27 protein-coding genes and 2 pseudogenes are annotated in these 25,631 nt (G+C 69.9%); 20 read left to right on the forward strand and 9 right to left on the reverse strand.

What is annotated here, in order from left to right; genetic code table 11:
- The first annotated feature begins 149 nt into the window (after positions 1-149).
- A complete protein-coding gene (locus PQI07_RS27175; RefSeq protein WP_274928149.1) occupies positions 150-1,118 on the forward strand; it encodes a hypothetical protein in 969 nt (322 codons plus the stop codon).
- 10 nt (positions 1,119-1,128) lie between these two features.
- On the opposite strand, the gene PQI07_RS27180 is transcribed toward PQI07_RS27175, so the two are convergent.
- The 3 genes from PQI07_RS27180 to PQI07_RS27190 are packed head-to-tail and all read right to left on the reverse strand — an operon-like array spanning position 1,129 to position 4,532.
- Positions 1,129-2,196, reverse strand: a complete 1,068-nt coding sequence (locus tag PQI07_RS27180; protein ID WP_274928150.1) for a hypothetical protein — start codon at positions 2,194-2,196, stop codon at positions 1,129-1,131.
- Positions 2,193-4,109, reverse strand: coding sequence for a hypothetical protein (locus PQI07_RS27185; protein ID WP_274928151.1), 1,917 nt, complete (start codon positions 4,107-4,109; stop codon positions 2,193-2,195). Before PQI07_RS27185 ends, PQI07_RS27180 begins: the two co-directional genes overlap by 4 nt.
- Before the next feature lie 3 nt (positions 4,110-4,112).
- On the reverse strand, positions 4,113-4,532 hold the full coding sequence (locus tag PQI07_RS27190; RefSeq protein WP_274928152.1) for a hypothetical protein: 420 nt from the start codon (positions 4,530-4,532) through the stop codon (positions 4,113-4,115).
- A gap of 290 nt (positions 4,533-4,822) precedes the next feature.
- Here PQI07_RS27190 and PQI07_RS27195 point away from each other — a divergent pair, with 290 nt between their 5' ends.
- Positions 4,823-5,158, forward strand: a complete 336-nt coding sequence (locus PQI07_RS27195) for a hypothetical protein (protein ID WP_274928153.1) — start codon at positions 4,823-4,825, stop codon at positions 5,156-5,158.
- Between the two features lie 563 nt (positions 5,159-5,721).
- On the opposite strand, the gene PQI07_RS27200 is transcribed toward PQI07_RS27195, so the two are convergent.
- The 4 genes from PQI07_RS27200 to PQI07_RS27215 form a co-directional block, all read right to left on the reverse strand.
- Positions 5,722-6,021, reverse strand: a complete 300-nt coding sequence (locus tag PQI07_RS27200) for an SWIB/MDM2 domain-containing protein (protein ID WP_274928154.1) — start codon at positions 6,019-6,021, stop codon at positions 5,722-5,724.
- A gap of 160 nt (positions 6,022-6,181) precedes the next feature.
- Complete coding sequence (locus tag PQI07_RS27205) at positions 6,182-6,556, reverse strand: DUF4031 domain-containing protein (RefSeq protein ID WP_274928155.1); 375 nt, start codon at positions 6,554-6,556, stop codon at positions 6,182-6,184.
- 55 nt (positions 6,557-6,611) lie between these two features.
- Positions 6,612-7,202, reverse strand: coding sequence for a hypothetical protein (locus tag PQI07_RS27210; protein ID WP_274928156.1), 591 nt, complete (start codon positions 7,200-7,202; stop codon positions 6,612-6,614).
- A complete protein-coding gene (locus PQI07_RS27215) occupies positions 7,199-8,044 on the reverse strand; it encodes a DUF7693 family protein (RefSeq protein WP_274928157.1) in 846 nt (281 codons plus the stop codon). Before PQI07_RS27215 ends, PQI07_RS27210 begins: the two co-directional genes overlap by 4 nt.
- A gap of 136 nt (positions 8,045-8,180) precedes the next feature.
- Here PQI07_RS27215 and PQI07_RS27220 point away from each other — a divergent pair, with 136 nt between their 5' ends.
- The 7 genes and pseudogenes from PQI07_RS27220 (at position 8,181) to PQI07_RS27245 (ending at position 12,326) form a co-directional block, all read left to right on the forward strand.
- Positions 8,181-9,389, forward strand: a complete 1,209-nt coding sequence (locus PQI07_RS27220; protein ID WP_274928158.1) for a hypothetical protein — start codon at positions 8,181-8,183, stop codon at positions 9,387-9,389.
- Positions 9,390-9,431: 42 nt separating this feature from the next.
- On the forward strand, positions 9,432-9,707 hold the full coding sequence (locus tag PQI07_RS27225) for a hypothetical protein (RefSeq protein WP_274928159.1): 276 nt from the start codon (positions 9,432-9,434) through the stop codon (positions 9,705-9,707).
- Positions 9,708-9,718: 11 nt separating this feature from the next.
- Positions 9,719-10,342: a hypothetical protein gene (locus PQI07_RS27230; protein ID WP_274928160.1), complete on the forward strand. Its 624-nt coding sequence runs from the start codon at positions 9,719-9,721 to the stop codon at positions 10,340-10,342.
- Between the two features lie 83 nt (positions 10,343-10,425).
- Positions 10,426-10,848, forward strand: coding sequence for a hypothetical protein (locus tag PQI07_RS27235; protein WP_274928161.1), 423 nt, complete (start codon positions 10,426-10,428; stop codon positions 10,846-10,848).
- Positions 10,849-10,889: 41 nt separating this feature from the next.
- A pseudogene (locus PQI07_RS37910) lies at positions 10,890-11,261 on the forward strand (dihydrofolate reductase); the annotation flags it as partial.
- A gap of 182 nt (positions 11,262-11,443) precedes the next feature.
- Positions 11,444-11,854: a hypothetical protein gene (locus PQI07_RS27240; protein WP_274928162.1), complete on the forward strand. Its 411-nt coding sequence runs from the start codon at positions 11,444-11,446 to the stop codon at positions 11,852-11,854.
- 31 nt (positions 11,855-11,885) lie between these two features.
- Entirely contained in the window at positions 11,886-12,326 is a 441-nt protein-coding gene (locus PQI07_RS27245) for a hypothetical protein (protein ID WP_274928163.1), read from the forward strand.
- Positions 12,327-12,328: 2 nt separating this feature from the next.
- Here PQI07_RS27245 and PQI07_RS27250 read toward each other — a convergent pair whose 3' ends face one another.
- The gene (locus tag PQI07_RS27250; protein WP_274928164.1) at positions 12,329-12,787 is read right to left on the reverse strand and encodes a hypothetical protein; all 459 of its coding nucleotides are present in this window, start codon (positions 12,785-12,787) and stop codon (positions 12,329-12,331) included.
- Positions 12,788-12,915: 128 nt separating this feature from the next.
- Here PQI07_RS27250 and PQI07_RS27255 point away from each other — a divergent pair, with 128 nt between their 5' ends.
- The 6 genes from PQI07_RS27255 (at position 12,916) to ctrA (ending at position 20,182) form a co-directional block, all read left to right on the forward strand.
- Positions 12,916-14,718, forward strand: coding sequence for an acyl-CoA thioesterase (locus tag PQI07_RS27255; protein WP_274928165.1), 1,803 nt, complete (start codon positions 12,916-12,918; stop codon positions 14,716-14,718).
- A gap of 82 nt (positions 14,719-14,800) precedes the next feature.
- A complete protein-coding gene (locus PQI07_RS27260) occupies positions 14,801-15,403 on the forward strand; it encodes a hypothetical protein (RefSeq protein ID WP_274928166.1) in 603 nt (200 codons plus the stop codon).
- A gap of 149 nt (positions 15,404-15,552) precedes the next feature.
- A complete protein-coding gene (locus tag PQI07_RS27265) occupies positions 15,553-15,756 on the forward strand; it encodes a hypothetical protein (protein WP_274928167.1) in 204 nt (67 codons plus the stop codon).
- Positions 15,757-15,855: 99 nt separating this feature from the next.
- Positions 15,856-17,538: a hypothetical protein gene (locus PQI07_RS27270; RefSeq protein WP_274928168.1), complete on the forward strand. Its 1,683-nt coding sequence runs from the start codon at positions 15,856-15,858 to the stop codon at positions 17,536-17,538.
- A gap of 194 nt (positions 17,539-17,732) precedes the next feature.
- Positions 17,733-19,391 (forward strand): hypothetical protein, encoded by a 1,659-nt coding sequence (locus PQI07_RS27275; RefSeq protein WP_274928169.1) that lies wholly within the window; start codon positions 17,733-17,735, stop codon positions 19,389-19,391.
- Between the two features lie 95 nt (positions 19,392-19,486).
- A complete protein-coding gene (ctrA, locus tag PQI07_RS27280; protein WP_274928170.1) occupies positions 19,487-20,182 on the forward strand; it encodes a response regulator transcription factor CtrA in 696 nt (231 codons plus the stop codon).
- 100 nt (positions 20,183-20,282) lie between these two features.
- Here the strand turns inward: ctrA and PQI07_RS27285 are convergent, their stop codons facing one another.
- The gene (locus tag PQI07_RS27285) at positions 20,283-21,893 is read right to left on the reverse strand and encodes a helix-turn-helix domain-containing protein (RefSeq protein WP_274928171.1); all 1,611 of its coding nucleotides are present in this window, start codon (positions 21,891-21,893) and stop codon (positions 20,283-20,285) included.
- Positions 21,894-22,413: 520 nt separating this feature from the next.
- Between PQI07_RS27285 and PQI07_RS27290 the strand changes: the two genes are divergently transcribed.
- The 5 genes and pseudogenes from PQI07_RS27290 to PQI07_RS27310 form a co-directional block, all read left to right on the forward strand.
- On the forward strand, positions 22,414-23,151 hold the full coding sequence (locus PQI07_RS27290; protein WP_274928172.1) for a helix-turn-helix transcriptional regulator: 738 nt from the start codon (positions 22,414-22,416) through the stop codon (positions 23,149-23,151).
- A gap of 145 nt (positions 23,152-23,296) precedes the next feature.
- Complete coding sequence (locus PQI07_RS27295) at positions 23,297-23,917, forward strand: acyl-homoserine-lactone synthase (RefSeq protein ID WP_274928173.1); 621 nt, start codon at positions 23,297-23,299, stop codon at positions 23,915-23,917.
- A gap of 116 nt (positions 23,918-24,033) precedes the next feature.
- Positions 24,034-24,438, forward strand: a complete 405-nt coding sequence (locus tag PQI07_RS27300) for a hypothetical protein (protein WP_274928174.1) — start codon at positions 24,034-24,036, stop codon at positions 24,436-24,438.
- A 20-nt stretch (positions 24,439-24,458) separates the two neighbouring features.
- Positions 24,459-25,013, forward strand: coding sequence for a hypothetical protein (locus PQI07_RS27305; RefSeq protein WP_274928175.1), 555 nt, complete (start codon positions 24,459-24,461; stop codon positions 25,011-25,013).
- A gap of 47 nt (positions 25,014-25,060) precedes the next feature.
- Positions 25,061-25,528, forward strand: a pseudogene (locus tag PQI07_RS27310) (RNA 2'-phosphotransferase); the annotation flags it as partial.
- Between the last annotated feature and the right edge of the window lie 103 nt (positions 25,529-25,631).

The following is a 25,631-nucleotide window of genomic DNA, read 5'->3' on the forward strand; positions in this document are numbered from 1 at the left end:
CGGGCGGAGGCGGCGCTTCCACGATCCGGAGGCCTGCCGCCCCGGAGCATCGATGCGCATGCCCTTCTCCAAGGAACGAGGCACGCCGGAACCTACGGGTGGCGCCTTTCGGGCCGCAGCGGTACTCCTGAAGCAACGAGGAGAGCGTCATGTCGAGAAGGCGGTCGTTGGAAGGTCCCTGGTTCGAAGGCCATTTCGCGGTTCCGGCGGACCGCGGCGATGCGCCGTGGCTCATGGTCCGATCGCCGACCGAGGCCACGCTCCTGTTCCACGTCCCGGCTCCGCAGCCGGCGCGACGCGAACTCGAGGGCATGCACCTCCTCGACCTGGAGCGGCCGGAGGTGGACGGCGCGTGGCAGCCGCAGCTGTTCGAAGGCAGGCACGACTGGTGGCTTGCCGGATCCGGAGCGGCAGGCACGCGGCAGCCCGAGGTCGCCGACCATCCCGTGCTGCGGGGCATCGTGGATCGGGCCTTGGACGTCCTGGCCGAGAACGATCGCGATGTGCTGGACCTCGGGGCCACCCAGCTACGTAGGGAGGCCGCCGAGATGCGGGAGCGGCACGCCCTGCGCCCGAGACCGGAACTGGCGTTGGATCACGAGCGGGCGCGCAGCCACGTCAGGCATCTCGCCGCGCGCATGCTCGATCCGGCCGAGGCGGCCCGCCTGGAGCCGCGGCATGCGGCGTTCGGCTTCGCCGGCGTGCTGGAGACCGCCTACGGGCCGGTGACGGTCCACATCGAGACCGGTCCGGTGGTGCGCATCGATGCCGTTCCAAGCGTGCTGCTCGTCGGGCGCGGGTCGAACGGTCCGCTGGAGTTTTCGCTCTCCGCTCGCCGGTCGGCGGGCGGCTGGGACGCCGTGAGTCCGAAGCACGATCTCGCCCAGCAGGCCGCCGACGACATTCTCGCGCTCGTGCACCGGACCTACCCGGAGCAGATCCGGTCGGCCTTCGCCGCATGGGCATGCACGACCTTGGCCAAGGCCGACATGGCTTCGGCCGCCGCGGCCCGCAGCGACGCGATCATGGTCTCGATCGTCGACGGTCTGGAGGAGCGGGCCGCCGCCGCGGACGAACGCGCCGCCCGGATGCAGGACGCTTCGGCTCCCCGCCCCTGAGCGGCAGCCGCTAGCGTCTGGCCGCCCCGTCGCCGATCTGCTCCGACGCCCTCGCCCAGAGGGCGAGTATCGCCGCCCGGACGTCGGGCGGCGTCGCATCGGCCTCGAACCGTGCGTCGATGGCCTCGCGCAGCAGCGAGCCGTCGCCCGAACGCCCCAGGTCGAGAGCGTCCTGCGACTTGAGGAGCTCGACGAAGGCGCTCGGCGTCTGCGGCTCGACCAGGATGCTCCGCGGCGCCTCGCCCGGCGCGACGCCTGCCTTCACGGGGGCGACCTGGAGGCCCGTCAGATCGAAGGCGTCGGTGCCGGTCGGCAGGTCGAGCCGGTGGGCGACGATCTCGCAGTCGGAGGTGAGCTCGAAGACGGACGGGACGTGGTCGAGGGCGTCGACCGCCGTCTGGGTGATGTTCCCGGGATTGAACCAGACCGTCGCGCCGCAGGTCACCAGCGGCTTGCGAAGGTGCATGTGGCCGTTCACCACGATCGCGCAGCCTTCGATCGGGTGGGGGTCGAGTGCGCCCGGGTAGCTCCCTTCCAGCGCCAGGTCGTGATGCGTGACCCAGACGACCGTGTCGACGCCATCGAACAGGCCGGAGACGTCGCGGGGGATCACTTGGCCGTAGGGCGTCGCGCCCAGACCCACCGTCAGTTCGCCGATCCGGAAGATCCCGACGGGGCCGCCGATGCGCACCACCGTGATGGTGCCGCCCGCGGCCAGCAGGGCGAGGCTGTCGCAGTCCTCGAGGAGATCGTTCGCCTTGTCGTGGTTGCCCGTGTTGACGATCGGCCGCGTCCAGCAGCCCGCCAGGATCCGCGTGAGCCGCGTCTTCAGGCGTTCGTCCTCCTCGTAGGGCCGATCGAAGATGTCGCCCGGGAATACGGGAACGAGACGTCGACCGTTCGCCAGCGCGATGGCCTGCGAGATCGCGTCGAGGACCGTGGCCCCGAAGTCGACGTCGCGCCGGCGCCCCGGCTTGATCGATCCCAGGTGCGGATCGCCGATGAACAGCAGGCCCTGCGCATCGACGACCAACGGCAGGAGGAATCCGGGTCCGAGCTCGGATGCGGGCAACGTCATGCTGCGGCCTCGACCTCGTGCGCCAGGAAGTGCGAGGCGTCCCCCAGACCGTTGCCGCAGGTCGGGCACAGACCGCCAAGGGCTTCGATGGCCTTGGAGCAGGCCTGCGCGTTCGCCTCGAGGCGGGTGCGCACGTCCTCCATGGCGGCCTTGCCGGCCGCCGCGGCTGCGCGGGCCTGGACGAGACGTGCCACGTCGGCCTCGACTTCCGCATCCCCGGCGATCTCGGCCGGCTCGGGAATGCCGCTCCGAACCCAGGAGCCGACCGAGGCCACGTAGGCGCGCACCCTCGCCGTCAGCATCGAACGGACGAGGGCTTCACACTCGCCGCCATCCTCCATCTGGGGCGCCTCCGCCGGAAGCTTGGCGAGAAGCTGCACGCGCGCCCGGGCGACCTCGCCGCGCGCCCTCATCCCGGCCAGGGCCGCCGCGTGACGCCCGCAGGCGGCGATCTCGTCCATGTCGGCGGCGATCGCTTCGGGTACGGAAGCGTCCGGCGTGCGTGCCAGGACGTCCAGGGCCGAACGCCGAGCGGTCGCGCGGGCCCGGGCGGCGATCAGCGCCGCGAGATCGTTCTCGGCCGAGCGCAGCCCCTCGGCGTCCGCGCGGAGCGCCTCGGAGGCGGCGCGCAACCGCTCCGCCTCGCCGGCCATGTCGTCCACGCCCGAGAGGCGGGCGATCCGTTCCCGAAGCGCCGCGATGGACTTCTCGCCCTCGCGCACCGTTCGGGAATCCTCCGTCACGTCCCCCTTGTGCAGATCCTGCATGACCCGGATCAGTTCGCTCTCGCGGCCGATCGAGAGCACGGAGGCACGCTCGGCCGGGCTGCGGTCCAAGAGGAAGGTCGGAAGCTTCTGGCGCTGGAAGTGATGGTCGTCGTCGGCGATGCCGATCTTCTCGGCGACCCAGGCGGGCACGTCGCGACCGCCGCCGTCGCATCCGTCGTGCACGGACCCGTCGGCTTCCAGCAGCGTCCAGGACTGGATCGGGTTTCCCTTGAGGCGTCGCACGTAGCGGAGGGTGCGACCGCGCTCCAGGCCGATCTCGACGACCGCCTCCTGGGCTCCGCCGCGGTCCCGCACCAGACCCTCCCTGCCCTCTCCGTGGAAGGCGGCGCGCAGCGCACGGTTCACGATGCTCTTGCCGAGGTTGTTGTCGCCGCAGACCGCGGTGACGCCCGGGCAGAGATGGAGGACGGCCTCGGCGTGGGACTGCACGTTGCGCATGCGGATGAACCGCATGCCGGGCTCGTCGTCCTGCCACGCATGTCGGCGGGGATCGTTCTCGATCCGGACGCCCTCCTCGGATTCCGGTATGCCCTCCACGCGCGAGAGCCTCACGCCCTCCGGCAGGTAGGCCGGGTCGTGGTGGGAGATCAGGATCGTCTGCAGGGCGAGCTCGGACGAGGTCTCGTGGACGACCTTCAGGTAGCTGCGCACCCGGTCCGGCTTGATCCAACAGTCGGTCTCGTCGAGGACCACCAGCTTGCGGCGTCCCGACTTGACCGACGCGATCAGGCGCAATCCGGTCGAGACCGCGTTCGTCAGGGCGCCGCCCTGGTCCTCGAAGATGTCGGAGCGGCCGCCCCCGGCCTTCCGCACGAAGATGTCGAGCGCGGGCAGGGATCGCTTGACCGAGAGATCGAGGCCGATCGCCCCCGCCGTGGGGATCACCTCCTTCGCGATCAGCGACAGCAGGGTCTCGTAGCTGCCCACGTTGCGCCTGTGCGCATCGGCCTGCAGCTGCTCCACGAACGACTCGATGGCTGGACGCAGCTGCTGCCGCCCCTTGGCGAGGCCGACGTCGCGGACGGTCTCGGCCTCCTGGCGCATGAGCTCGTCGCGCCGTGCGCACAGGCGCGAGCAGCTTCTCAGCAGTTCCGCGAGACCGCCCGGATCCGACGAGGCGTACATGGCTCAGGCGGCTCCGGCGAATTCGTCGACCACGGCAGCGACGGCGCCGATGCGCTCGTCGAGGAGGCGCCCGAGATCGGCGATGCGGACGTTCGGCTGCTTGAGGATGGCCTCGATCGCGCGGTCCTCGGCATCTATCCGCGCCGCCGCCTGACGGACGCGCTCCAGATTGGACTGGTAGGCATCGACGGATTCGGAATTGCGCTGCCAGCCCGCCTCGATGCGGGCCTGCAGTTCGTCCACGTCGACGGTGCCGTATCTCGCCAGGACTTCAGCCTCGATGCGCTCCTGCTCGGCCGCGGCGCGCTCGGCTTCGGTCTCGGCCCTGATCTGGGCGCGCTTGAGGTTGTCGTGTTCCGGCCGGAGCCTCGCCAGGAGGGCGCGGTTCTGCTCGTCGCTTCTGGTCTGCGGCTGCGTGCTCATGATGGTCCTCTCGAACGCAGCATCGGACCGGAGGACCATGCCGTCAACATCGGGCTCTCACCCTGGTTGACGAATGGCTGCACGGTTCCTTCGTCGCCCTGCCCGGCCTCATGCCCGATGATAGGCGCGACGACGCCTCCATTCCTTCCAGACCCCGCCCTTGAAGGGCAAAAGCGTTCTGCTACGCTTCAGGTCGCATGACGTCCCCTGCGTACGCGTCCGACGTGGCCCATCCGAAATGGGCCATCGCCGGTCGCCGCGCCTGAGGCCCGGCAACCGGAGTACGGAAGATGCGGCACCAGCGTTCCTTGGCCACCTGCGCGGCTCTGGCGATGGCCGTGGGCCTGATCGCCCAGGCGACGACGGCCTCCGCCGCCGACATGAGCTGCCTCCCGCCGATCGATGACTGCCAGTTCAAATGGTACGCCCAGCAGAACTTCCAGGGTCCGGCGGGCGAGGGATCCGAGATGCAGGGCAGCGGCGGCACCATGAGCTTCACTTGGCGGAAGGTCGCCCTGTCCTTCGACGGAGACCGCATGTTCGTGCCGCTCGACGCCGACGCCTATCCGCCGTGCGAGAACAGGGGCGGCCCGATCAACGAATACTCGCAGGGCGGCGGTCAGTAGCGGACGGCATCGCAAGGCGCGTCGGCCGTACGAGCATCGCTCCGGCCGACGACGTGGATCTGCGCTGCGCCTCCGCCCGCTCGATCGCGGCGACACGGTTTGGAGTAGGAGGGGCCGAGAATGATCCGCCCACATCTGCGATCGCGGCGGCTCGGACCGGCGATGCTGGTCCTGGCACTCTTCCCGGGTTCGTCGATCCCCGCAGGCGCGGAGGACTGCGATCCGCCCGCACCCCCGGCGAGCGTGAACGACGGTCCGATCAGTTGGATGACGACGGGGTCGCAGGGGGCGAGCGGCACCTGCAATCAGTACGTCCAGAGCGGCCCGAACGCAGGGCATATCAGGGCGCTGCTCTGCCCCAACCGGATGGCCTCGCCGCCGCACGGCGTGCTCATCCTCCCGATGGGCGTGGTTCAAGGGTGGAACAACTGTGCGGACGCATACGGCGGCAGGGATTGTCCAGCAGGTTCTTGGATAAGGTAGCCTCGACGCCGCCTGTCCGTCAAAACTTTCGATCAGATCGCGGACCCGACCAGAGGTCGAGTCCGCCGAGGCACCGTGCTTCAGCCCTTCAGGTGGGCTGCAAGATGCTTGTTCATCTCGAACATCGTGCACTTGTCCTTGCCGAACACCTTCTTGAGCTTGTCGTCGGCGAGGATTTCGCGCTTGTTTTCGGGGTTCTGCAGGTTGTTCTTCTTGATGTAGTCCCAAACCTTGCTCACCACCTCGCCGCGCGGCAGCGGGCTGGTCCCGACGATGGCGCCGAGTTCGGCGGAGGGCTTCAGCGGCTGCTGGAGGGCATTCGGCTTGGCGGCCGCGGTCTTCGGGGCTTCGGCCTTGGCTGCAGCGGGTGATTTCGCCATTGCTTCGTTCCTGCTTCGGTTGCGGTCTTCGCGTCCCGTACCTTCGAACGGGGTCTCCGAGATAGCATCGACCCGGACTCGGGCAACCCCGGACGCAACGCTCCGGCCGGTTCGTGACCGGTTTCCAGGGTAAAACCGCCCGAAACGGCGCCTCGCCCTCTCAAAAGCCGGGAAGCGCCATCTGCCCGGCGACCTCGACCGGCCGTTCGGCGGGCGGCCCTTGGACCGCGAGGGCGGCACGACGGGCGGCCAGACGCGCGATCCGGTCCGGCGTGAGCGCCCCCTGCAGGCTCCAGGCGACCTCAAGCGTCGTGCAGCGGTCGGCCGCCACCGCGCCCAGACGGAGCGCCTGGAAACGCCTGCCCTCGATCACGTCGTAGTGCGGCCAGGAGGCCTTGGGCGGGCTTTGGAACCAGCCCCGGTGCAAGCCGAGGCGTCCCGCGAACGCGTGCAGCTCGTCGAGATCGGTGGAGAACAGATGCGCCCATAGCCGGCCGCGCCAGGGATGGATCGCTTCGTCGACGTAGACGGTCATCTCGGGTCCGCAGGTCGGGAGAGGTCGACGAGGGTCGCGGCGATCGACGCCATGTTCAAGCCGTCGGTTCCGTTCCGCCGGCGGAACGGTCGGGTCCCAGCAGCCGGGTGCGGTAGACGACGTCCGCCAGAGCCCGGACCTTCCTCGCCATGCGGAAGGCGTCGGGAGCGGCTCGATGCGGGTGGGGATGGATGGCCTCGACCGCCTGGATCGCCCGGACGAAGGTGGCCGCATCGACGTGCCCTGCCGCCGCCGCCAGCCTGTACACGTCGTCGAGCGGCGTGACGGTCCAGGAGCGCGGATGCCGGGCGGCCTCGTAGACCATGCCGATCCAGTGGTCGTCGAAGGCCGCGTTGTCCGACACCACGACACGACCCGCGAACACGACCTCCATCCGCTGGACGGCCTCGTGCACGTCGATGCCGTCGCGGTAGAGCGCGTTCAGCCGAAGACCGTGCACGGCCTGCGAGATGAGCGACCATCCGAATTCGGTGTCCCATTCCCCCGACGGGGATATCAGGAAGCTGTCGGGTCCCACGTCGTCGTCGAGGCACCATCCGATCTCGACGGGGAACGATCCCTTGTCGAGGCTTGAGGCCTCGACGTCGGTGAACACCACTTCGTGGTCGAACGCCCGGAAGATCACGAGATCGCCCCCGGGACGGCTTTCCGAGCCGCTTCGGCCAGGATGTCCTCGATTTCCCAAAGCAGTTCGAGATCGGCCGCAGACAGGCGGCCCCGTTCCTCGGCCGCGAGCCGGCGGGCACGTTCTTCGAGCCGCAACGGCGAGCCGGTCGCGTCGGTCGCGGCCGCGCCCTTGAGCGTCAGCCATGCCGCCACGCGTTCGCGCGCCTGTCGCCGATCGCTCCCGGAGTCGGAGACGGTGGAGAGTATGGCCTCCCGGGTGGCGTCGGGATCGGCTTCCATCCGGGCGAACATCGCATCGAGAAGTTCCTGCTCCTCGTCCGAGAGAAGCGCGAACGGATCTCCCTCGCGCGCTTCGAACGTCTCCTGGTCGGATCGTCGTCCGTCCGGCGAGACGGCCTCCACCGTGTAGGAGATGCCGCCTTCGCGTGCGGAGAACCGGACCGTCCAGCCGTCGATCCGCAGGTCGCCGGTCTCGTGCCAGACGTCCGACCACACGAGCGGCGGGGCGACCATCCGGGCGTCGGACCGTCCGGCAAGAACGCGCCGGAGCAGGTCGAGCACCTCGGCAACCGCCACCCGGTCGGACGGGAGCGGCGGCAGCGCCGCGGCAGCGGGTCGCGGCAGGGCGAGCACGAGCGGCATCACGCCCTCGATCTCGGCGTGCAGATCGACGGTGCGGCCGTCGCGGACGGCATCGGCGGCCGTGGAGGCGAGATCGCGCCAGCGGGTGGTGCCGAGCCTGAATGCCTCAGCGGTTATGCGCCTGCGCCGCCACTCGGCATCGAGCCGCCTGTAGAGCAGCGCGAGCGCCGGGCCCGCCGGGCCGTATCCGTCCTCCACCTCACCGCTCCCGGGTGCCTCGGCCGATGTCCTGTCCAGAGTCTGCCACGAAGGAACGCCAGCCCCAAGATCGTGCGCGTTGGACATTTTCGTAGTCCGACGAGACCTTGTCCGCATGGACACACCGATGCGTTTCATGCGGAAGATCTCGGGTCTTCTCGACGCCTGGACGGACTGGATCGCATCTCCCGGCGCACCCGTCGACGCGCCTGCCGATGCTTCCGCCGGCGGCGTCGCGGTAGAGGCCGAAGCCACGGTCGGCCCCGCGGCCCCTCCCGAGCGGCCGGCGCCGCCGCCGGGAGGCCTGAAGCGACGTGTCGCCGTCCTGACGGATGTCGTCGCCATCACGAAGGACGTGGGGCGGGTCTGGCCACGGGTGCGCGTCGCGGTCGAACGTCTCGACTGGCTGCCGCCTGCGGGCGTGCCCACCTCGCGCGCCATGAAGGAGGTGCTCCACGCCCTCCTCGACGATGTGCTGGCCGCCGCGGACGCCTCGCTGACGCCCGGCGACGAGGCTCGGCGCCTGCGACCCGTGCTCAGGGATCTGAGGGAGGCGCTCGGTCTGTACGCCGAGCATCGGGTCGACTCCGCCAGCTACCCGGACCCTACGTCCGAACCTGCACGAGCCTCCAGGGAGCGGTTTCTCGCCAGATTGGCGGACCGGGGACTGGATCATCTCGACATCGACTGGGCCGATGCGGGCACGATCGGCGCGGGTGTCGTCGGGGCGCTCGGACGGGATCTGCCGGCCGACGATGCCCGGGCGCGCTACGTGGTGCGGACTCGGGAGGGGCGCCGCTACCTCGACATGCCTGCGGCCGATCAGGCCGCCCGCGAGAGACGCCTTGGCGAGCCCCGCATCTTCGTGGCGCGGGTCGACGTGGTCGGGCTCGTGGCCGCCAGCGTATGTGGCCGGTACGAGCCGACGCTCCGCCGGGCGACGGCCGAGAAGCTCCGCCACTGGATCGTCGAGAACATCCCCACCCTGCCGACCGACCTGCGCCGCGCCTGCGCCGACTGGATGATCGACATCCGGCCCGAACGGATGCGATCCTGGGAGCCGGTCTCGGTGGTCGAGGTGGCGCTGCCGCAGATGCCGTTCGCGGCCTTCGAGGATGCGCTCGTCCGACGGCGGCTTCCGACCGACGCCTCGCAGGCGGCGACGATCGTCAAGGCCGCCGTGATCGCCTTCGTCCAGGAGCAGTGCGACCTCCATCGCACGGCGCTGGAGGCGATCCGGGACGAGTACGCCGCCGAGAGCCGCATCGAGATCGCGGTCGAGCGTCAAATCGCCTTCGCCTCCGCTCCTCCGGAGCGGATCGAAGTCCGGGCTCCCGCAGCCTGATGCCGGCACCGATCCGGAAAGAGAAGCAAGGAACGAACGACGATGGCCAACGAATTCCAGAAGCTGCTGCTCGCAGCCTATCCGAACCAGGATATGCTCAACTTCGATCCTACCGACGAACGGCAGGTTGAGGACGCCGTCCGCGAAGGGAGCACCGGCGACACGCTCTTCGATTTCCTCTGGAAGGAGTTGGCCGATCATTCGGGCGACGAGGTCGAGCACGTCCTGAAGTCGCTCGACCAGGCCGCACGCGACATCCAAGCGGTCCGCGAAGCGGTCGTCGCGGCCTTCGACGCTCCCCGCGCTCCGTCCGCCTGAAGGAGGCGCCCATGGAACAGGAAAAGCAGTACCACATCGTCTTCACGTCCTCGACGATCGCCACCTCAGTCGAGCAAGCCGTTCACATCGCCCTCGACCAGGTCGCCGAAGGGTCGGCGCACGCCGAGGTGTTCGACGACGGCAACAAGCTGGTGGATGAGCCGGACATGCTCGGCATCCTTGCTAAGCGTCCTCCCGTACGCATGACGCCCGCGGACGGTCTGGACTACGAGATCGTCCTCAACGCGGCCCGCCGTCTCGCCGAAACCCTGACGCAGGAACAGAGGAACCTGCTCGCCGGCCTCGACACCGCCGACACGCCGGAGCGCGCCCAGATCGTCCGCGACATCGCCCGGTCGGTGTTCGAGCGGGACGCCCAGCCGGATGCGACGCAGAGCGACGCCCTCGTGCTGGGCAACGTCCGTTACGCGGTCGGCCGGTCCACCCACGTCGTGCAGACCGCGGTCGATCTCGCCATCGCACGCTGGGACACCCTGGCCGATGCGACGAAGGAGACGATCCTCGACGAGGTCGCCTACGCTGTGTCCAACGGAAAGGCCGGCATGGAGATGGACGAGCGGGAGTGGCGCCGGCTCGTGGACCATGGGACGCCGGCCACGGGTCCCAGGTTCTGAGCCGCGGCCGGCTTGCCGGCCGATCCGAACCGGGCCATCCTCGAAGGAGCGGCGTCGAGGGCGCCATCCATTGGGAGCATGCGATGACCGACGAAGTCATTCCTTCGATCCTTGCCGACAACCTCCGTCGGATCGCCCGGGGCGACATCCGCTTCGTTCCGGACCGCGAAGGCATGATGGACGACGGCCCCGGCTTCGTGTGCTTCGAGGTCATGCTTGACCGGGCCGGGATCGTGCGCCTGTCAGCTGCGCTCGATCCGCAAGGCCCGACCGTCGTCGACTTCAACCCGCCCGGCGGCCCCTGGGGAACCGAGATCGAGATGGCCGGCGGAATCGTGTCCGCGACCGTCGCGAGCAGACGTATCGGTCGGCTTCCCGAGAGCGTCGCCGTCGACGGAACACGTCTCGTCGATCTCCTGTCGTCCCTGCGCGTCGCCGCCGTGACCGCCGGTCGCCATCCGTTCGTATTCGGTCCTGGCGTCGAGGGGCTCGACGCGGCGGCCTGAGGTGGACGGAGGGGCCGTCGTCGGGACCGCGCGGGGACCGTTTGCGGTCGTCGCGGCGGTGTCGCGGAGCGGCGTCGCGCACCTCCGCACCGGTCTGTCCTGGCGCCTCACCACCGATCCGAGACGGCCCCGCGCGTAGCCTCGGGGTCGACGCATCCGACGCGCGCCGGATCTTCGAATCCATCGGGCGCCCCCTGACGGAGCGACGGCTCGATCCCCAGTCCCGGAACGCCGGGTTCGCCGCCGGCGTCGAGCGCGTCCGGACCTGGAATGCCGCTCTGGCCGCGTGCCGCGACGGCACCTTCGTCCTCGGCGGGCCCACGACCTACGAACTCGCTCTTCCGGCGGCTCGGACGATCCAGCCGGCCGAAGTCGACGCCCGACCCGCCGGCGACCCGCTCATGCCGTCGTTCGATCGGAACGCCTCCGTCGAGACAGTCCCCCGGCAACGTCCGCCGGCGTGGGCAACGACGATTCGTTCGCCTTGGTCGATCTCGTGCGCATGGGCCGATAGGGTCTTTCCTCTGGCGCCGAACGAAAGCATCATCGAAGGAACGAAATCTTCCGATCCATTCCTGCGCGCCCGGGTTCGAACATGTCGAAGGCTCTGCTTCTCCACGCATCTTTCCCCACCGCGATCGCGGCGCTGGCGTCGCGCGACATCCAGCTGCTGCCGGACCCGGTTGCGTTCCGGAGTGGCGGCATCTCCTACGGCGCCCGCTTCGACGACGGCGACTTCATGCGGATGACAATGGAGGGAGCGGTCGCATCCTTCTCGATCTTCGACCGGACCAACAGGGTCTTCGTCTGCGACCTCGACCACGACGGACGACACCTGCAAGGCACAGTCGGCGGATCGGAGATTCCGACCGCACTGCACCTTCAGGGCATCCACGTGGCCGACCTCCTGGGCCAGCTTCGCGAGACCGTCCTCGCGGCCGGCCGGGACGGCGCAGGTCCACTGCCCTTCCGCTATTCCGAAGTGCCGGCGCTGGAAGCCGCCTGATCCCGCGATGCCAACGTTGACAGGACATCCCATGAGTACCGCTAACTTCACGGTCGAAATCAGCGCCGTGGATCCCGAGGTGATGGCGGCCTTCGCCCGCACGCTCAATCCGGACCTCGAACTCAACGCCGCTCCGTGCAGGATCGTGGAGGAAATCCTGATCAATCCGCCGCGCGCGCCGCTGGACGACGGCTACGAGATCAGGACGCGCGCCGTGCGGGACCTCGGCTTGGGCCGTTTCGTGCTGGATCTCGAGGCCGAGATCTTCGACGAGGCCGGATTCCTGATTGCTGTCAGGTCCGCCTACGCCAAGGCTTGGGACGAGCAGTTCGAGCCTGAAAACTTCGGCGAGGCGCTCTACGAGATCGTCCTCGGTTCCAACGCGTCGCCCGGCCCCCTGGAGATCGGATTCGAGATCCTGAACCACGAGCACCGCGGCGAGCCGGTCGCGCCGTCGCAGCCGGCTCCCTGACGTCAGGGGCTGGGCGACGTCGAAGCGACGGGTATCCCTTCCGTCGACGGGCAGTCCCAGCCCCCCTCGTCGTCGATCCCGCGACCGCGCAGGCGTGTCGCGAGGCCGCGCAGGAGGGTGTCGAGACCGTTCAGCCCGTCCAGTCCGACGATGTCGGAGTGTCGATAGCCCATCTCCAGGTCGCGAAGCGCCGTCGCTGCGGTCGCGAGCATGTCCTCGTCGGGGCCCACGCCGACCTCCCCGCCTTCCGCGACGGGGATCGAACGCGTCGCGGCCGTGTCCCATCCGTTCTCGTCGTCGATGCCCATGCCGCGCAGATGCGCGACGACCTGCACCAGGAGAGCATCCAGACCGCCTGCGCCGTCCGCGGCCGCGATCTGGCTCGCCGGCCAGTCCATCGACAGGTCCCGGAGCGCGGTGGTCGCCAGCGCCAGAAGGCGCATCGTTCGCGTGTCGCCCATGGTCCATCCCTCTTCCGTCGCCCGAAGCATGCAGGACGCGGACGCAAGGCGCCACGCGTTCCCTATCCTTAAAATCCGACGTATCGTTCCTTCGACGAGCCGCCGACGAAGGATCGGGAACGAACGACATGGCCGGTGCAGCATTCCTCCGCTCGGCATCCTGGGCTCCGACGGTCGCGATGTCGTGGTTCTGGGGGCTGGGCTTCTGCTTCTCGATGCATGTGGTCCTCACCTACGGGTGGGGTGCATTCGCGGCCTTCGCGGCGACCAATGCGACTGGGCTGTTCCTGTTCGGAGCGCTGTGCGGGCGCGCCGGCACCGATCCAGCCAAGCTCTTCCGGATCGCCCAGGACCGCGCCGGCGTCGCGCTCGTCGCCTATCAGATCGTCGCAGTCGCGATCACCCTCTACGGCTTCGGCCGCTACGTGCTGGTGCCGATGTTCGGAGCCGGCAGCGCCGGCGGCGCGGCGATCCTCCTGATCGCCTCAAGCGCGATCGGTCATGCGGTCGGTCTCCCCGGCCTGAAGAAGCTTCACGCGGTGCTTCTGGCCGGCGGCGCGGCCGCCGCAGCAGCGGCGCTCACGGCGCTGCCCGGGGGCGAGGCGCCTCCCGTCTCCGCGGCCCTGGATTCGCGCTTCCTCGGTCTCGTTGTGCCGTCCCTCGTCGGCTTCCTTCTCGGGCCTTGGCTCGACGTGCAGCAATGGCAGCGGGCGGTGGCGATCCGCCGGTCCGGCGGGTCGACCCTTCTGGCCTACGGATTCGGATCCCTCCTCTTCCTCGGGCTGCTGTGCATCAACGCGGTTCTGGCGGTGGCCGCCGGCCCCGTCGTCACCGCGGCCGCATCCGACGGCCTTCCGTTCGCGGGCGGCTCGCTCGCAGCCGCCACGGTGCGCCTCGACGGAGGCCGCGGCCTCGCGTCCGTCGCGTTCCTCGTCTGGTCGACGCTCGCCATGGCGACGACGCTGGACAGCTTCTACGTCGCCGTGCGGTCGACCCTGAAGGAGACCATGGGCCGCTCCACGAGCGCGCTTCTCGCCCTGGTGCCTCCGGGCTACGCAACGTCGCCCCTCTGGGTCGGATCGATCGCCTGCGGCCTCGCATTCGCCGCCTTCCGCTTCGACCTCCCCTTCCTCTACCTGATGATGCCGTTCGCCACCTTCTTCGCGGCACCCGCGGCCAATCTCGTCGCCGGCGCCCTCGGAGCCCCCGTCCTTCACGATGCCCCTCTGGCGTTCATGCTGGGGATCTGCGCGATGGCGCTGTTCGTGGCTGGGCATGCGGCCGACGATCCCGCCATCCTGGCGGTCTCCGTGCTCGTGCCGCTCCTCGCCGCCGCTCGATCGCTCGCGCACGTCCTCAAGCCCGGCAGGGATCTCCGCCCGGCGAAGATCGATGCGGGCACCGGCGGCATGCCAGTTCCGGCGGAACCGGTCGTGCTCCGGCCCGTCAACGACCATGGCGCCGCGCACGGCTTCGAGGGCAAGTGGTTCGTCGTGAGGATCACGCCGACCTACGACGACACCAACAGCGTCGGGAACGTATATTTCGCCAACTATATGCGTTTCGTCGGCAAGGCACGGGAGTTGTTCTTCAACGCGGTCATGCCCGACTTCGATCTCGCCACGACGCGCTTCCTCATCCTCACGAAATCCATTGCGCACGACTTCCGGGGCGAGGCGAAGGAGTTCGAACCCATCGAAGTCCGGTTAGGCGTGCGGCGCTGGAACCGGAAGTTCGTGACCCTGGAACACGAGATCCGCCGCTCGTCGGGCGGCGTGCTGGGCAAGGGCAGCCAGCAGCTCATGTTCGTGGACGCCGAGGACTACCGGCTGATCGACATGCCGGGCGACATCGTGGGTAACTTCGGGCCCTACGTCCTGGGCGACCAGCCGGCCGCCGCGACCGGTTTACCAGAAGCCGAAGCTGCCTGAGGACGAAGGACCGGCGGCCCTTCCGCCGCGACCCCGGCCCCGTCATACCTTCGAGCACGACCTTTCGAGGACCACGAAGGACATGGCGACGTATCCGATCGCGACGGCGGCCCCGCTCGTCGGCATCACCAGGGCGCGGCTGCGCGCGTGGATGAACGATCCCGAAGGCCCCTGCAGCCTGGACGTGCTGCCTTCGACGAGCGCGCTCCTGCTGGGCTTCCGCGGCCTCCTGGAGGGTGCGGTCGCCTCGGCCCTGACGGCGCAGCGGCTCAAGCCGGCCGAGCTCCACACCGTCGTGCGGGCGGCACGCGACGTCTTCGAGGACGACCATCCTCTCGCCACCGTGCGCTTCCTCGAGGAGGGCGAGGATCTCGTCGACGCGGTCCTGCCCGATCGCCCGGCGACCCGGAGCTTCGTTCGGCCGGCGGGTTTCGGGAGCATGGACCACGACGAGACGGGCGCACCGGTCCGATGGTGGCCGCGCGGGCGCGAAGGCGGGATCCTGGTCGATCCGCGCATCTGCGCCGGCCGCGTGCTTGAGGCGAAGTCGTTCGTCCCCGTCCGGGCCCTGGCGGCATCCGTCGACGCCGAAGGCTCCATCGAGAGGGCCGCCGCGGTCTGGGACGTCGAGGTCGCCTCGGTGCGCCGCGCCGTCGACTTCCGGGCCCTCGTCGGGTCCGTCTGACCGGGACGCGGCACATTCGCGCTCGCACCCGCGACGGTCTCGGGCTAGGCTCGGTTCCGGCGTCCGAGAGCGCCGCCGTTCCTTCCCGACGGTCTGCGGCGACCCACCGGAACGCAGCCGTGACCTCCCGCCCGCCGGAGATGCGATCCGTGCTCTTCCGTGTCGCCGCCCTCGTCGTCGCGACGCTGTCCAGGCAGGCGGCCGCACCGGTCGTCCGGTCCCGCCGCGCTCCGGATCGGCCCCGGCTCGTGAGGAGCCTCGTGTCACAGGGCGGCGCGTTCCGGATCGGGGAGGCCGCCAACGACGACGGGATCCCGAAGGCGCGGGAAGCCGGCCGTCCACAGCCCTTCTAGGGAAGGACGCGATCCGTACAATTGTCGGGATCTTCGGCACGCGATTTCAGGGGTTGCGGGGCGATACCGGATGCGCCCGCTGCCGGAACCCCTTCCACGATGTTCGCACGACTGCAGACCGCCTCCGGCTCCCTGACCGAGGGCACTTGGACGAAGCCGGGAAGGGTCGTCCGCCCCGCGGTCCGGCTCGACGCCCGCGACGGCCGCCGGCGGACCGCGGCCCTGGCGATGCTCGCGGCCACCGGCCTGTATCTGCTGTTCGAGGTGCCGTTCGGATCCCTGGTCCTCGACGTGGTGGGTTCGTCCGCCACCTCGGCCGAGATCGAACGCCTCGAATGGACCGGGCGCATCTTCACCGCCCTGGCCGTTCTGATCGTCGTCTGGGGCACCCTGTTCGACCGCTACGTCGAGGGCGTGGCCGACATGCGCCGCACCGTGCTGTCGCTGGTGGTGGCCGCCGTGCTCGTCGTGCCGGTCGTCCACCAAGCGGTCTGGTACGGCGTCGAGGCCTTCGTCGCCTCGTCCTCGCCGGCCGCCCGGCAGCGGGCCGCCAACGCGCAGCTCCTGCGGACCGAACTGTTCTCGGCGAAGCCGAGGATCGCGGGCCTGCCGGTCGAACCCGGCGTCTTGTCGCGTCCGGAGTGGAAGGCCTTCGCCGCGGCCGCGCCGCTGGTGGGCATCGCCGAGCCGCGGGCGCTGGCCTCGCTCGCCCCCAGCTTCCAGGCGCTCCTGCGCCGGAACGTCGAGGAGCGGATGGGCGGCCCGGAGGAATTCCGGCGCAAGGACTTCGAGCCCGCCCTGGCGGAGCTGCACAAGGCCTTCGACGGCTACCGCGACGGCGTGAAGGCCCGCGCCGACGCCCTCGGCAGCCTGGGCCAGGAGGCCGACCGCAGGTGGAAGAGCTGGCACGACTTCATGTTGAAGGTCAGCAATCCCCCGATGAGCTTCTCGCCCGCCGACGTCCGCAATCTCCGCGCGAAGCTCGCGACGCAGGGACTGCGGATGTCGGACGACCAGGACCCCCGCTCCGAGCGCGACTTCCGGCGCGCGGTCCTCGGCGACGCCGGCAAGCCCGCCGAGGCCGCCTTCGACGCCAGGGTGCGGAATGCGCTCGGTGCCGATGGCGTTCTCCCGCGCGACATCGATTCCTTCGAGCGGTTCGCGGCCCAGGCTCCCGTCCAGGCCAGGATCAAGTCGCTCCTGGGCATGGCGGAGGGCGGTGCCGCGATCCCGGTCGATGCCGAGGGAGCCGCCTTCGAGAAGGGCGTCTACCGCCCGGCCGTCGACGCTGTCCAGCGCCGGCTCTCAGCCTCCTACCTGGGCGACCCGGCGACCTTCGCCGACGGTCGGGCCGACGGGCAGCTCGGCCGCGACGTCTTCCGCGCGAGCCTCGTGCCGCCCGTCGCCCTCGTGCTCTCGCTGCTCGGGATCCTCGTCCACACCTTCAAGTTCTCGAACTACGCCCTGATCCTCCGGTCGCTCGGCCGCCCGGGCAACGCCGGCCGGTCGCGGCGCGGTCGGCACGTCAGGATCGTCCTCGGGATCTGCGTCGTCCTCGCGGCTCTCGTGGCGATCGCGCCGGCGACGACCCGGCTCACGGGTTCGGAGTTCGTCGCCACGGCCGACGCCGACGCCGCCCGCAGCCTTCCCTTTCTGCCCTTCGCGGCCGTGTCCGGACCGATCCGCGCGGAGGCCGCCATCTATCCGGTCAAGCACGCCCTGGCCGGCCTCCCCCACTTTGCGCTCGTCGCTGCGGTCGTGCGCGCGGCGGGGGGGCGATAGAATCCCGGGATCCGTCGCGGTCGAGGAGGTTCCGGACGCTTGACTTGCACCGGGCACCTCAACACCTTGTGACGACACGGGGTCGGTGGTTCGCGCATAGGTCTTCCCAGGAGAGACCCGCTCGCGCGTCTCGGGAAGTCGGCGCGGGCCGCCGCCCCCTCGTTTCCCGTGCCTCGCCGCGAACGGACAAAAGCTTGCAGACGTCGTCGAACGGATCGACTGTCCTCGACCGCAGCGCCGCCGAGGCCGCCCTGCGCGAGGCGGCCACGGAACTCTTCGGCACCGCCCCGATGAGATCCAGGATCGGAGAGGTGTTCTCCGCGGGGTTCGGCCGGGACGACTGGGAGAGTGCCCGCGGACCCTGGAACCCGTCGGCCGCGGCGGCGGCCGTGGCCCGCTGCTACGCCCGCCCCGGCGATCCCTCGAAGTCGATGGCGGTCGCCATCAGGATCGAGACCCTCCTCGGGTCGAGGCCGGTCCCCTCCGAGGCGTCGACCAGGATCGTCGTCGATCTCGCGGCCGGCTGGATGGACGTCCTCTCGAGCCGTATCGGGGACGTGGCCGCGCTGACCCGCGATCCCGCCTTCGCCGAGATCGGCCGCGCGCTCGCGGACGAGGCCTTTCTAGCACCGGACCTGCTGGCGGACGGCACCGTCGAGACGGCGCGTTCCAGCATCGCCGCCGTCGGGAGCCCGGCGCAGGTCGCCGCCGTGACCGACGCGCTGCCCGAGCTCCGCCGGATCGTCGGGGAGCTGTTCAGGCGCCCCCGCCATCCCGGATGGCCCGCCTTCGCCGCCGTGCTTCTCTCGCTGCAGGCCTTCAAGGTCGATGCGGCTCGCCTCGGCGAGGAGCCTCTCGTCGCCTTCCGCGACAAGCTCCTGGACGCCGGCTCGGACGTCGGAGCCCTCACGGCTGCCGCATCCATGCTGGGCGGGCTCGGGCACAGGCCCAGGGCCGCCCTCGTCTCTGGCATGCTAGACGACGTCGCGCGCTGCATCCTCCAGGCGACCGTCCTGTCGGGCCGCGGTCTCGACGCGTTCGGTCGGGATCTTCTGGCGGAGACGGATCTGCCGGCGAGCCCCTTCGCCCGGGTGCCGTCGTCTCCGGACCTCTTCTGGCCCCTGCCCCCCGAGGACGCCATCGGCGCCGCGGGCGAGCCGGAGTGGAGAGGGTTGACCGATCCCGACCGCCCCGCTGCCCCCGTGGTCGAGTGGCACCGCATCACCACCGAGGAGGATGCCGCAGCCGACATGCTCTTCCGCTGCGGCCGCCGGGACCTGTCGAACGGCGTCTCGCTGCAGGCTGGCGATCTAGCTTCGGACACCGCGCACGTCGTGGCCCGCGGAACGGACCCCCGGCTACTTGTCCCGGTGGGCATCGTCCTCGTCCGACGCCGGCTCGTGGCAGGCCGCGGGCGCTTCGTCTACGAGGTCGAGATGACCGCGGTCGGCATGGGTGCGGGCGAGACACCCTACGGCGTCGAGAACATGCTTCTGAGATCCGTCGAGGAGGCCACGCTCCACGATCTTCCTCTGCTGGTGGAGGCGCATTCCGGGTCGCATCTCGACATACGCTGCACCGTATCCCCATCGTTGGCGGCAACGTCGGAGCGGCTCGCCAGGATCTTCCCGGGCCTTTCGGCGAACGACATCGATCTGCCGCGGCACGCCGTGCGCCAGATCGAGGAATTCGTCGCCGCGCGCCGGGCGGCGGTCGTCGCGGCCGCCAGGAGCGACGCCCCGCCCCGCCCTTCGCTCGCCGTCCAGCCCGCGCCGGCGATCGCGCGCGCCAAGCCGCTCCCGTTCCTGGCGCCGCCCCGACGCGGCGGCCGGACACGTCTCGTCGGCCGCTAGTCGGCGGCAAGGCCGCATTAACCGGCCTCCTTTACGGTCCGGCAATCCGGGGCCCGGGCGGTCTCCGCTCCGGGTCGGACCGTCGGAGCGTACGAATGCGTGCCTTGCTGATCGAGGACGACGAGAACGTCGCGCGCAGCATCGAACTGATGCTGAAGACGGAATCGGTGGTCAGCGACCTCGTCGACACCGGCGAGGAGGGCGTCGAGCTCGCCAAGCTCTACGACTACGACGTCATCCTCCTGGACCTGAACCTGCCCGACATGTCGGGCTACGAGGTCCTGAGGTCGATCCGGATTTCGAAGATCACGACGCCGATCCTCATCCTGTCCGGTCTCGCCAGCATCGACGACAAGGTGAAGGGCCTCGTCTCGGGAGCCGACGACTACGTCACGAAGCCCTTCCACAAGGACGAGCTCGTCGCCCGGATCCACGCCCTCGTGCGGAGGTCCGCCGGCCACGCGGAGTCGGTGGTGGCCATCGGCGATCTGCTCGTCAACCTGGACCAGAAGCAGGTGGAGGTGGACGGCCACCGGGTGCATCTGACCGGCAAGGAGTACCAGATGCTGGAGCTCCTGGCGCTGCGCAAAGGCGCGACCATCACGAAGGAGATGTTCCTCAGCCACCTCTACGGAGGAATGGACGAGCCGGAATTGAAGATCATCGACGTCTTCATCTGCAAGCTCCGCAAGAAGCTCGCGAACGCTTCGGGTGGGCGGAACTACATCGAGACGATCTGGGGCCGCGGGTATCTTCTCCGCGACCCGATCCCCGAAGCGAAGGTGGCCTGAACCGGAATCAGCCGGATCTGCGCCTAAACGAGATCCGGCAGCGCGTTCATGCGCTTGGCTTGGCACCGGAGGCTGGCAGGCCTCAGCGTCTGTACGACGCCTACGCGGATCGGCCTGCCGCCCTTTCGACCCGCCACGCAAGCCCCAGGGCCTCCGCATAGAGGATCAGCGAGGTCGTCAGGATCCTCGGATCGCCGCGTTCCATCTCCTGGAACCGCGATCCGCTGATGCCGATCCGGGCGCCCGCAACGTCGGGGACCAGTCCGGAACCCTGCCGATGCACGGCCGCCCTCCCGAAGAAGGTCGCGATCTCGTCTTCGGGCGTCTCCGCCGAGCCGAACCTGGCCGTGAAGCCGCCGGCCTCGTCCTCGAAGCAGAGGACGGTTCCGGTCGAGCGGAGAAGAGCTGCGAATTCGACGGCCTTCGCACGGTAGCGGCGGCCGTCCGCAAGCTCTTCGATGTCCCGCCGGGGCACCCCGAGGAGCGCGGCGCCGTCGCGTACGGACCCGCGGCCGCACGACGACACCGCCTTGCACAGCTCGACCATGATCGTGCGCTTGCGCGCGTCCACCTCCGGGTTGAAATGGCGACCCGCGCCGTTGGCCGGAGGCCGGGGCTGCGACGGACCTTCGACCGGGGATCCGATTGCGGCGAGGATCTCCCCGACGGCGCCCTCCGGCACGGCGACGATGGCGAGACCGATCGCCCGGGCATGCCGGCACAGCTGCGCGAGCGTGGCGCCGACCGGATTGGTCTCGAAGCCGCGCACGGTCTGCACGGTCGCACCGCCGCGCCGGTTGATCTCGGCGAAGGTATGGCCCAGTTCCTTCCGGCGGCGTGCGAACGCCCGGGCGAGATCCAGAGCCTGGAAGTCGGTAAGGTCGGGCTTCTCGACGGGCGAGCTCGCATGGGCCGCGGCGATCCTCGCGACCGGTAGATCGGCCGGTACCGCCAGGATGCGGTGGCCGAGACGCGCCGCCACGGACGTGGTCGTGCCGAACCGCCCCGTGAAGCTCGGTACGCCTTCCGGAAAGATCGTCTTCCAGTTCAGACCCGCGGATCGGGCGAACGCGCGGCGGGGCAGGTCCAGGACCTCGTAGGCCTCGACGAGCACGCGCGCCACTTCGGCCTCCATCTCCGAGCCCGGGGCCTTGAGATGATGGGACGACGTCGACTTCGTGGCGGATCCGATGCGCTCGTAGATCGCGGCCAGATCGTCGGCGACGAGACCACGGACCGTCGCCGGCGGCGTGCGGCCGTCGCGCGCGCAGAGACGAAGCGAGAGACCGAACCGACCAGCATGCGCGAGCGCGGTCGAGAGCTTCGGGATCTGAGGACCGCGCTCCAGCGCGAAGACCGTCTTCACGGTGAGGTTGGCGTATCGGGCCAGAGCGCTCGGGGTCAGATCGAGTCCTTCCCGGCAGGCGCCGAACTCGGCGCGCAGCCGCTGGAGATCGCCGGCCAGCTGGGCGGCGTCGGGTGTGCTCGGGGCGGCACCTTCGATGCCGGCCTCCTCCCGACGGAGCGTGATCGCGCATCCGAGCGCGGCGGCGTAGCCGAGCACGATATCCAGGCGAACGTCCTCGTCGCCCCGCTCCATGCGGCCGACCTCTAGGACCGGGACGGACGCCGCCGCCGCGATCTGATCGGGACGCACGCCGAGGGCGGCGCGCGTGGCGGAGAGGGTCTGGAGAAGGGACGAAGTCGTCATGGGACACCCGTGGTCGAGGCGCGTCGACCATAGCCGGCGGATTGGCGGTACTGCCAGGGTTCGAACGCTCCTTCACGTCGAAGCTTCGAAGGAATGTGCGCGTACGGTTACCTGGACGATATCGCCGGCCTGGTCCATCCCGCCCCGACCGCCGTACCGTTCTCCGGCCGCCGACCGGCACGTTCATTCCTTCATGGCGAGGCGGCCTGCGGCACGCCGGCATCCGGGCCCGGCCGGCCACCGCTCCATCCGGATCGCCCACCTCCGGCGGCATGGGCGTCCGAACCGGCCGCGGATCGGTTGCCGCCGGCCGGGATTCGGACCGGTTTCGGTCATCCGGATGCCGAACTGCCGGTGGTATTGGGCACGACCTCGCCCGAGGGGATGACGCGTCGACCGGAACGGTCTAGGTAGATGCGTCGACCTACATTGCTACAACCAGCGGGCGAACGCGGCCGAGGCGGACGGGAACCCGGACGCCGTCCATCGGCCGTTCCCCGGACCGGCGGACGAGAGCGAATTGAGCGGGATCGTGGACGACTGCGCGGCCAGGGCCCTCGACTTCGTCGAAAGCCTGGACGATTGCACCGACCAGAACCAGGTCGCCGGCGCGGTTCAGGGCATACTGGCCGAGTTCGGCTTCGAGAACTACGTCATCGCGGGCCTTCCCAACCCCGACGACCGCCTCGACCGGCTCATGGTGCTCCACCGGCTGCCGGACGGCTGGTACGAGCACTACGCCGGCCGCAACTACATGGCCAGCGACCCCGTGTTCCGTAACTGCAGGGCGACGACGACACCCTTCGAATGGGGCGAGGCCCCCTACGATCCGGAACAGGACGCCGCGGCCGACGAGGTCATGAAGCGGGCGCGGGACTTCGGCATGAACCGGGGCTTCAGCGTACCCATCCACGGGCCCGACGGCTACGAGGCGTGCTTCTCCATGAGCGGACGGGCACCGGACCTCTCCGGCCGCACGAAGCCCGCCATGCACATGGTGGCGATGTATGCCTTCGAGCGCGCGCGCCAGTTGGCCCGGAAGCCCCTCGGGAACGCGACCAATCCGCTGACGAGACGCGAGCAGGAGGTCCTGACCTGGGCCGCGCTGGGCAAGTCCGCCCGCGACACCGCCGAGATCCTGAAGATCGCGGAGCGCACCGCGGTCGCCCATACGGTCAACGCGACGCACAAGCTCGGCGCCGCCAACAAGACCCAGGCGGTCGTCCGCGCCATGCAGTCGAGATTCATCAGGGTCTGAGTTCGGCCGTTTCCCTAAACACCCGCCAAGGAAGTGTGGCTCGAATTCCACACCGGCGCTCTCGAAACGTGTAGGAAACTACAATAACGGCGGCACGCCCGCGACCGGTAGGTTCGGCTTCGAATTCGGAGCGGAGCCGACCGGAATGACCGACATCCACGTGATCACGAGCGCGAACCGCGCACGCTACGCGGATCTCCTCGAGCAGCACCACAAGGTCCGCCACGACGTGTTCGTCGGCGAGCGGGGCTGGAAGGAGCTGGAGCGGCCGGACGGTCGCGACGTCGACGCCTACGACAACGAGCACGCCATCTACCTCCTGGCGGTGGACGGCAGCAAGCTGGTGGGCGGTCAGCGCCTGTACCCGACGACCCGGCCGCACATGCTCACCGAGGTCTTCCCGCATCTGGTGCACGTCCGTCGCGGCCTGCCGACCGGCCCGGACGTGTTCGAATGGACCCGGTACTTCGTCGTTCGCGAGCGGCGTTCCGGACGGACCGACTGCCGCCTGCTGGCGGCGATGCAGCACTACTGCCTGGAGGAGGGCATCACCAGCGTGACGGCCGTCGCCGAGACCTGGTGGCTGCCGCGGGTCCACATCGTGGGATTCAGGACGAGACCGTTGGGCGTCCCGCAGGAGATCGAGGGCCAGCCGACGATCGCCGTCCAGGTTCCGATCTCGAGCGAGAGCCTCGAGAGCGTCCGCAGCCACGCCGGCCTGCGCGGAGCCGCCATCCACCCCGGTCATCTTCGTCAGGCGGCCTGAACCGCCGCTTCCGCCGATCGCAGGCTATCCCGCCGCGGTCGGGGAGCCGGAATTGCCCGGGTCCACGACATGCCCCAAGCCCTTTTCCCATCCACGCGCCGCCGGACGATTGGGTCATGGTCCGCCATTACCTGAGCGAATCCACGCTCGGCATCCTCGACGGCGCGGTCGAGCCGGACCGGATCGCGGAGGCGCTCGTCGCCATCGGCGCCGGCCCCGTCCGGATCCGGCGCAGCGGCGATCCCGAACGGTCGCTGATCGTCTTCCGCGAGCCGGAGACCGATGCGCTCAGAGGCATGCACTGCCTCGGAGAGGAGGCCGGCCGGGCGGAATTCGGCGACGTGGCGGACGGACCGGGGACCTACCTCAGGCTCGGCGACTACGGCGCCGCCCGCGAAGTCGTGCGGTCGGTGGTGACCCGGTTCGGCGGCCTCTTCCTCGCCTCCGACAAGTCCGGCTCCGACTGGGAGCGCCTGTCGGCGCCGGTCGACGGCTCCCTTCCCGGTTCTCCTGCACCATGAAACCCGAAGCGATGGACGACATGACAGGCATCTCCGCCGACGGGTCGCCCCCGGCGGCGCCGGCGGGCGCGCATGCGGCCGCGGGCATTCTCGGAACCTGGGAGAGGACCGCGGACGGCAGGGTGATCCTCGACGCGGACGCCGCCAGGGCCCTGCTCGGCGAGGGCGGCGGTTCCGGCGCATCCATGCAGGCCGCCGACTACGCGTCGATGCTCCGGCTGCGGGACCGGGCGAGACTGGCGAACGCGCTCTTCCAAGCGAGGCCCGGCCGCAGACACAGCGTGACCTACGCGGTCGTCGTCGACGGCGTCGAACGCAGGATCGTCGAGCGCGGCCGGTTCCACGCGACTCCGGGCGAGGGAGGCGTCGCGGGGACCGGGGTGCTCCTGGAGGCGGACGAGGACGATCCGCTCGGAGCCTCCGGAGACGCGTCCCTCGAGGGCGTGGTCGAGGACTGCCTGGACATACGCCGACGTATCGGCGGCCGCTCCGGATCGACCCATCTCGTCACGATGCTGGACGTGATCCTGATCGAGCTCGGGCGGGAACTGGCGCGTTCGGCCCGAAGCGGCTAGGGCGGCCTCGCCTTGCACGGGACGCGGCTCGGGATCATCGTCGGACCATGAGCCGCGCTTCCAAATTCCTGACGCTCGTCCTGCGGCACGACCCCGGGCGCATCGGCCTGTCCCTGGGTCCGGGCGGTTGGGTGGCGACGAGGGATCTCCTGAGGGCTCTCTCGGCACGGCTTGGTTTCGGACGACGGGCGGCGCATCCGGGCGGCCCAGGGCCACAGCATCGCAGTCGATCTCGGCCTCCAGGCGGTCGAGCCGCCGGAGACCCTGTTCCACGGGACCGCCACCGCCACGCTGGACACGATCTTCCGGGAGGGGCTGAAGCCCGTCTCGCGGAACCATGTCCATCTCTCACTAAACGTGCCGACCGCGATACGTGTGGGCGCACGACACGGAAGGCCGATCGTGCTGGAGTGGCGGCAGGGACCCTGCACCGGTCCGGAGCGCTCTTCCTCCTCGCCGACAACGGCGTCTGGCCGACCGCTGCGGTGCCGCCTTCGGCTTTGGCCCTCGCCGCCGTCCACCCGGGTGCCGAACCGGCTCCGTGCCCCGGCGCGCTAGCGCCCGGTCCGGAGACTTCAAGAATGGGCAGACTGTGCGGCCTCCGCTACAAGCTTGGCC

It is taken from the genome of Methylobacterium sp. 092160098-2 (assembly GCF_028920805.1).
Lineage (GTDB): Bacteria > Pseudomonadota > Alphaproteobacteria > Rhizobiales > Beijerinckiaceae > Methylobacterium > Methylobacterium fujisawaense.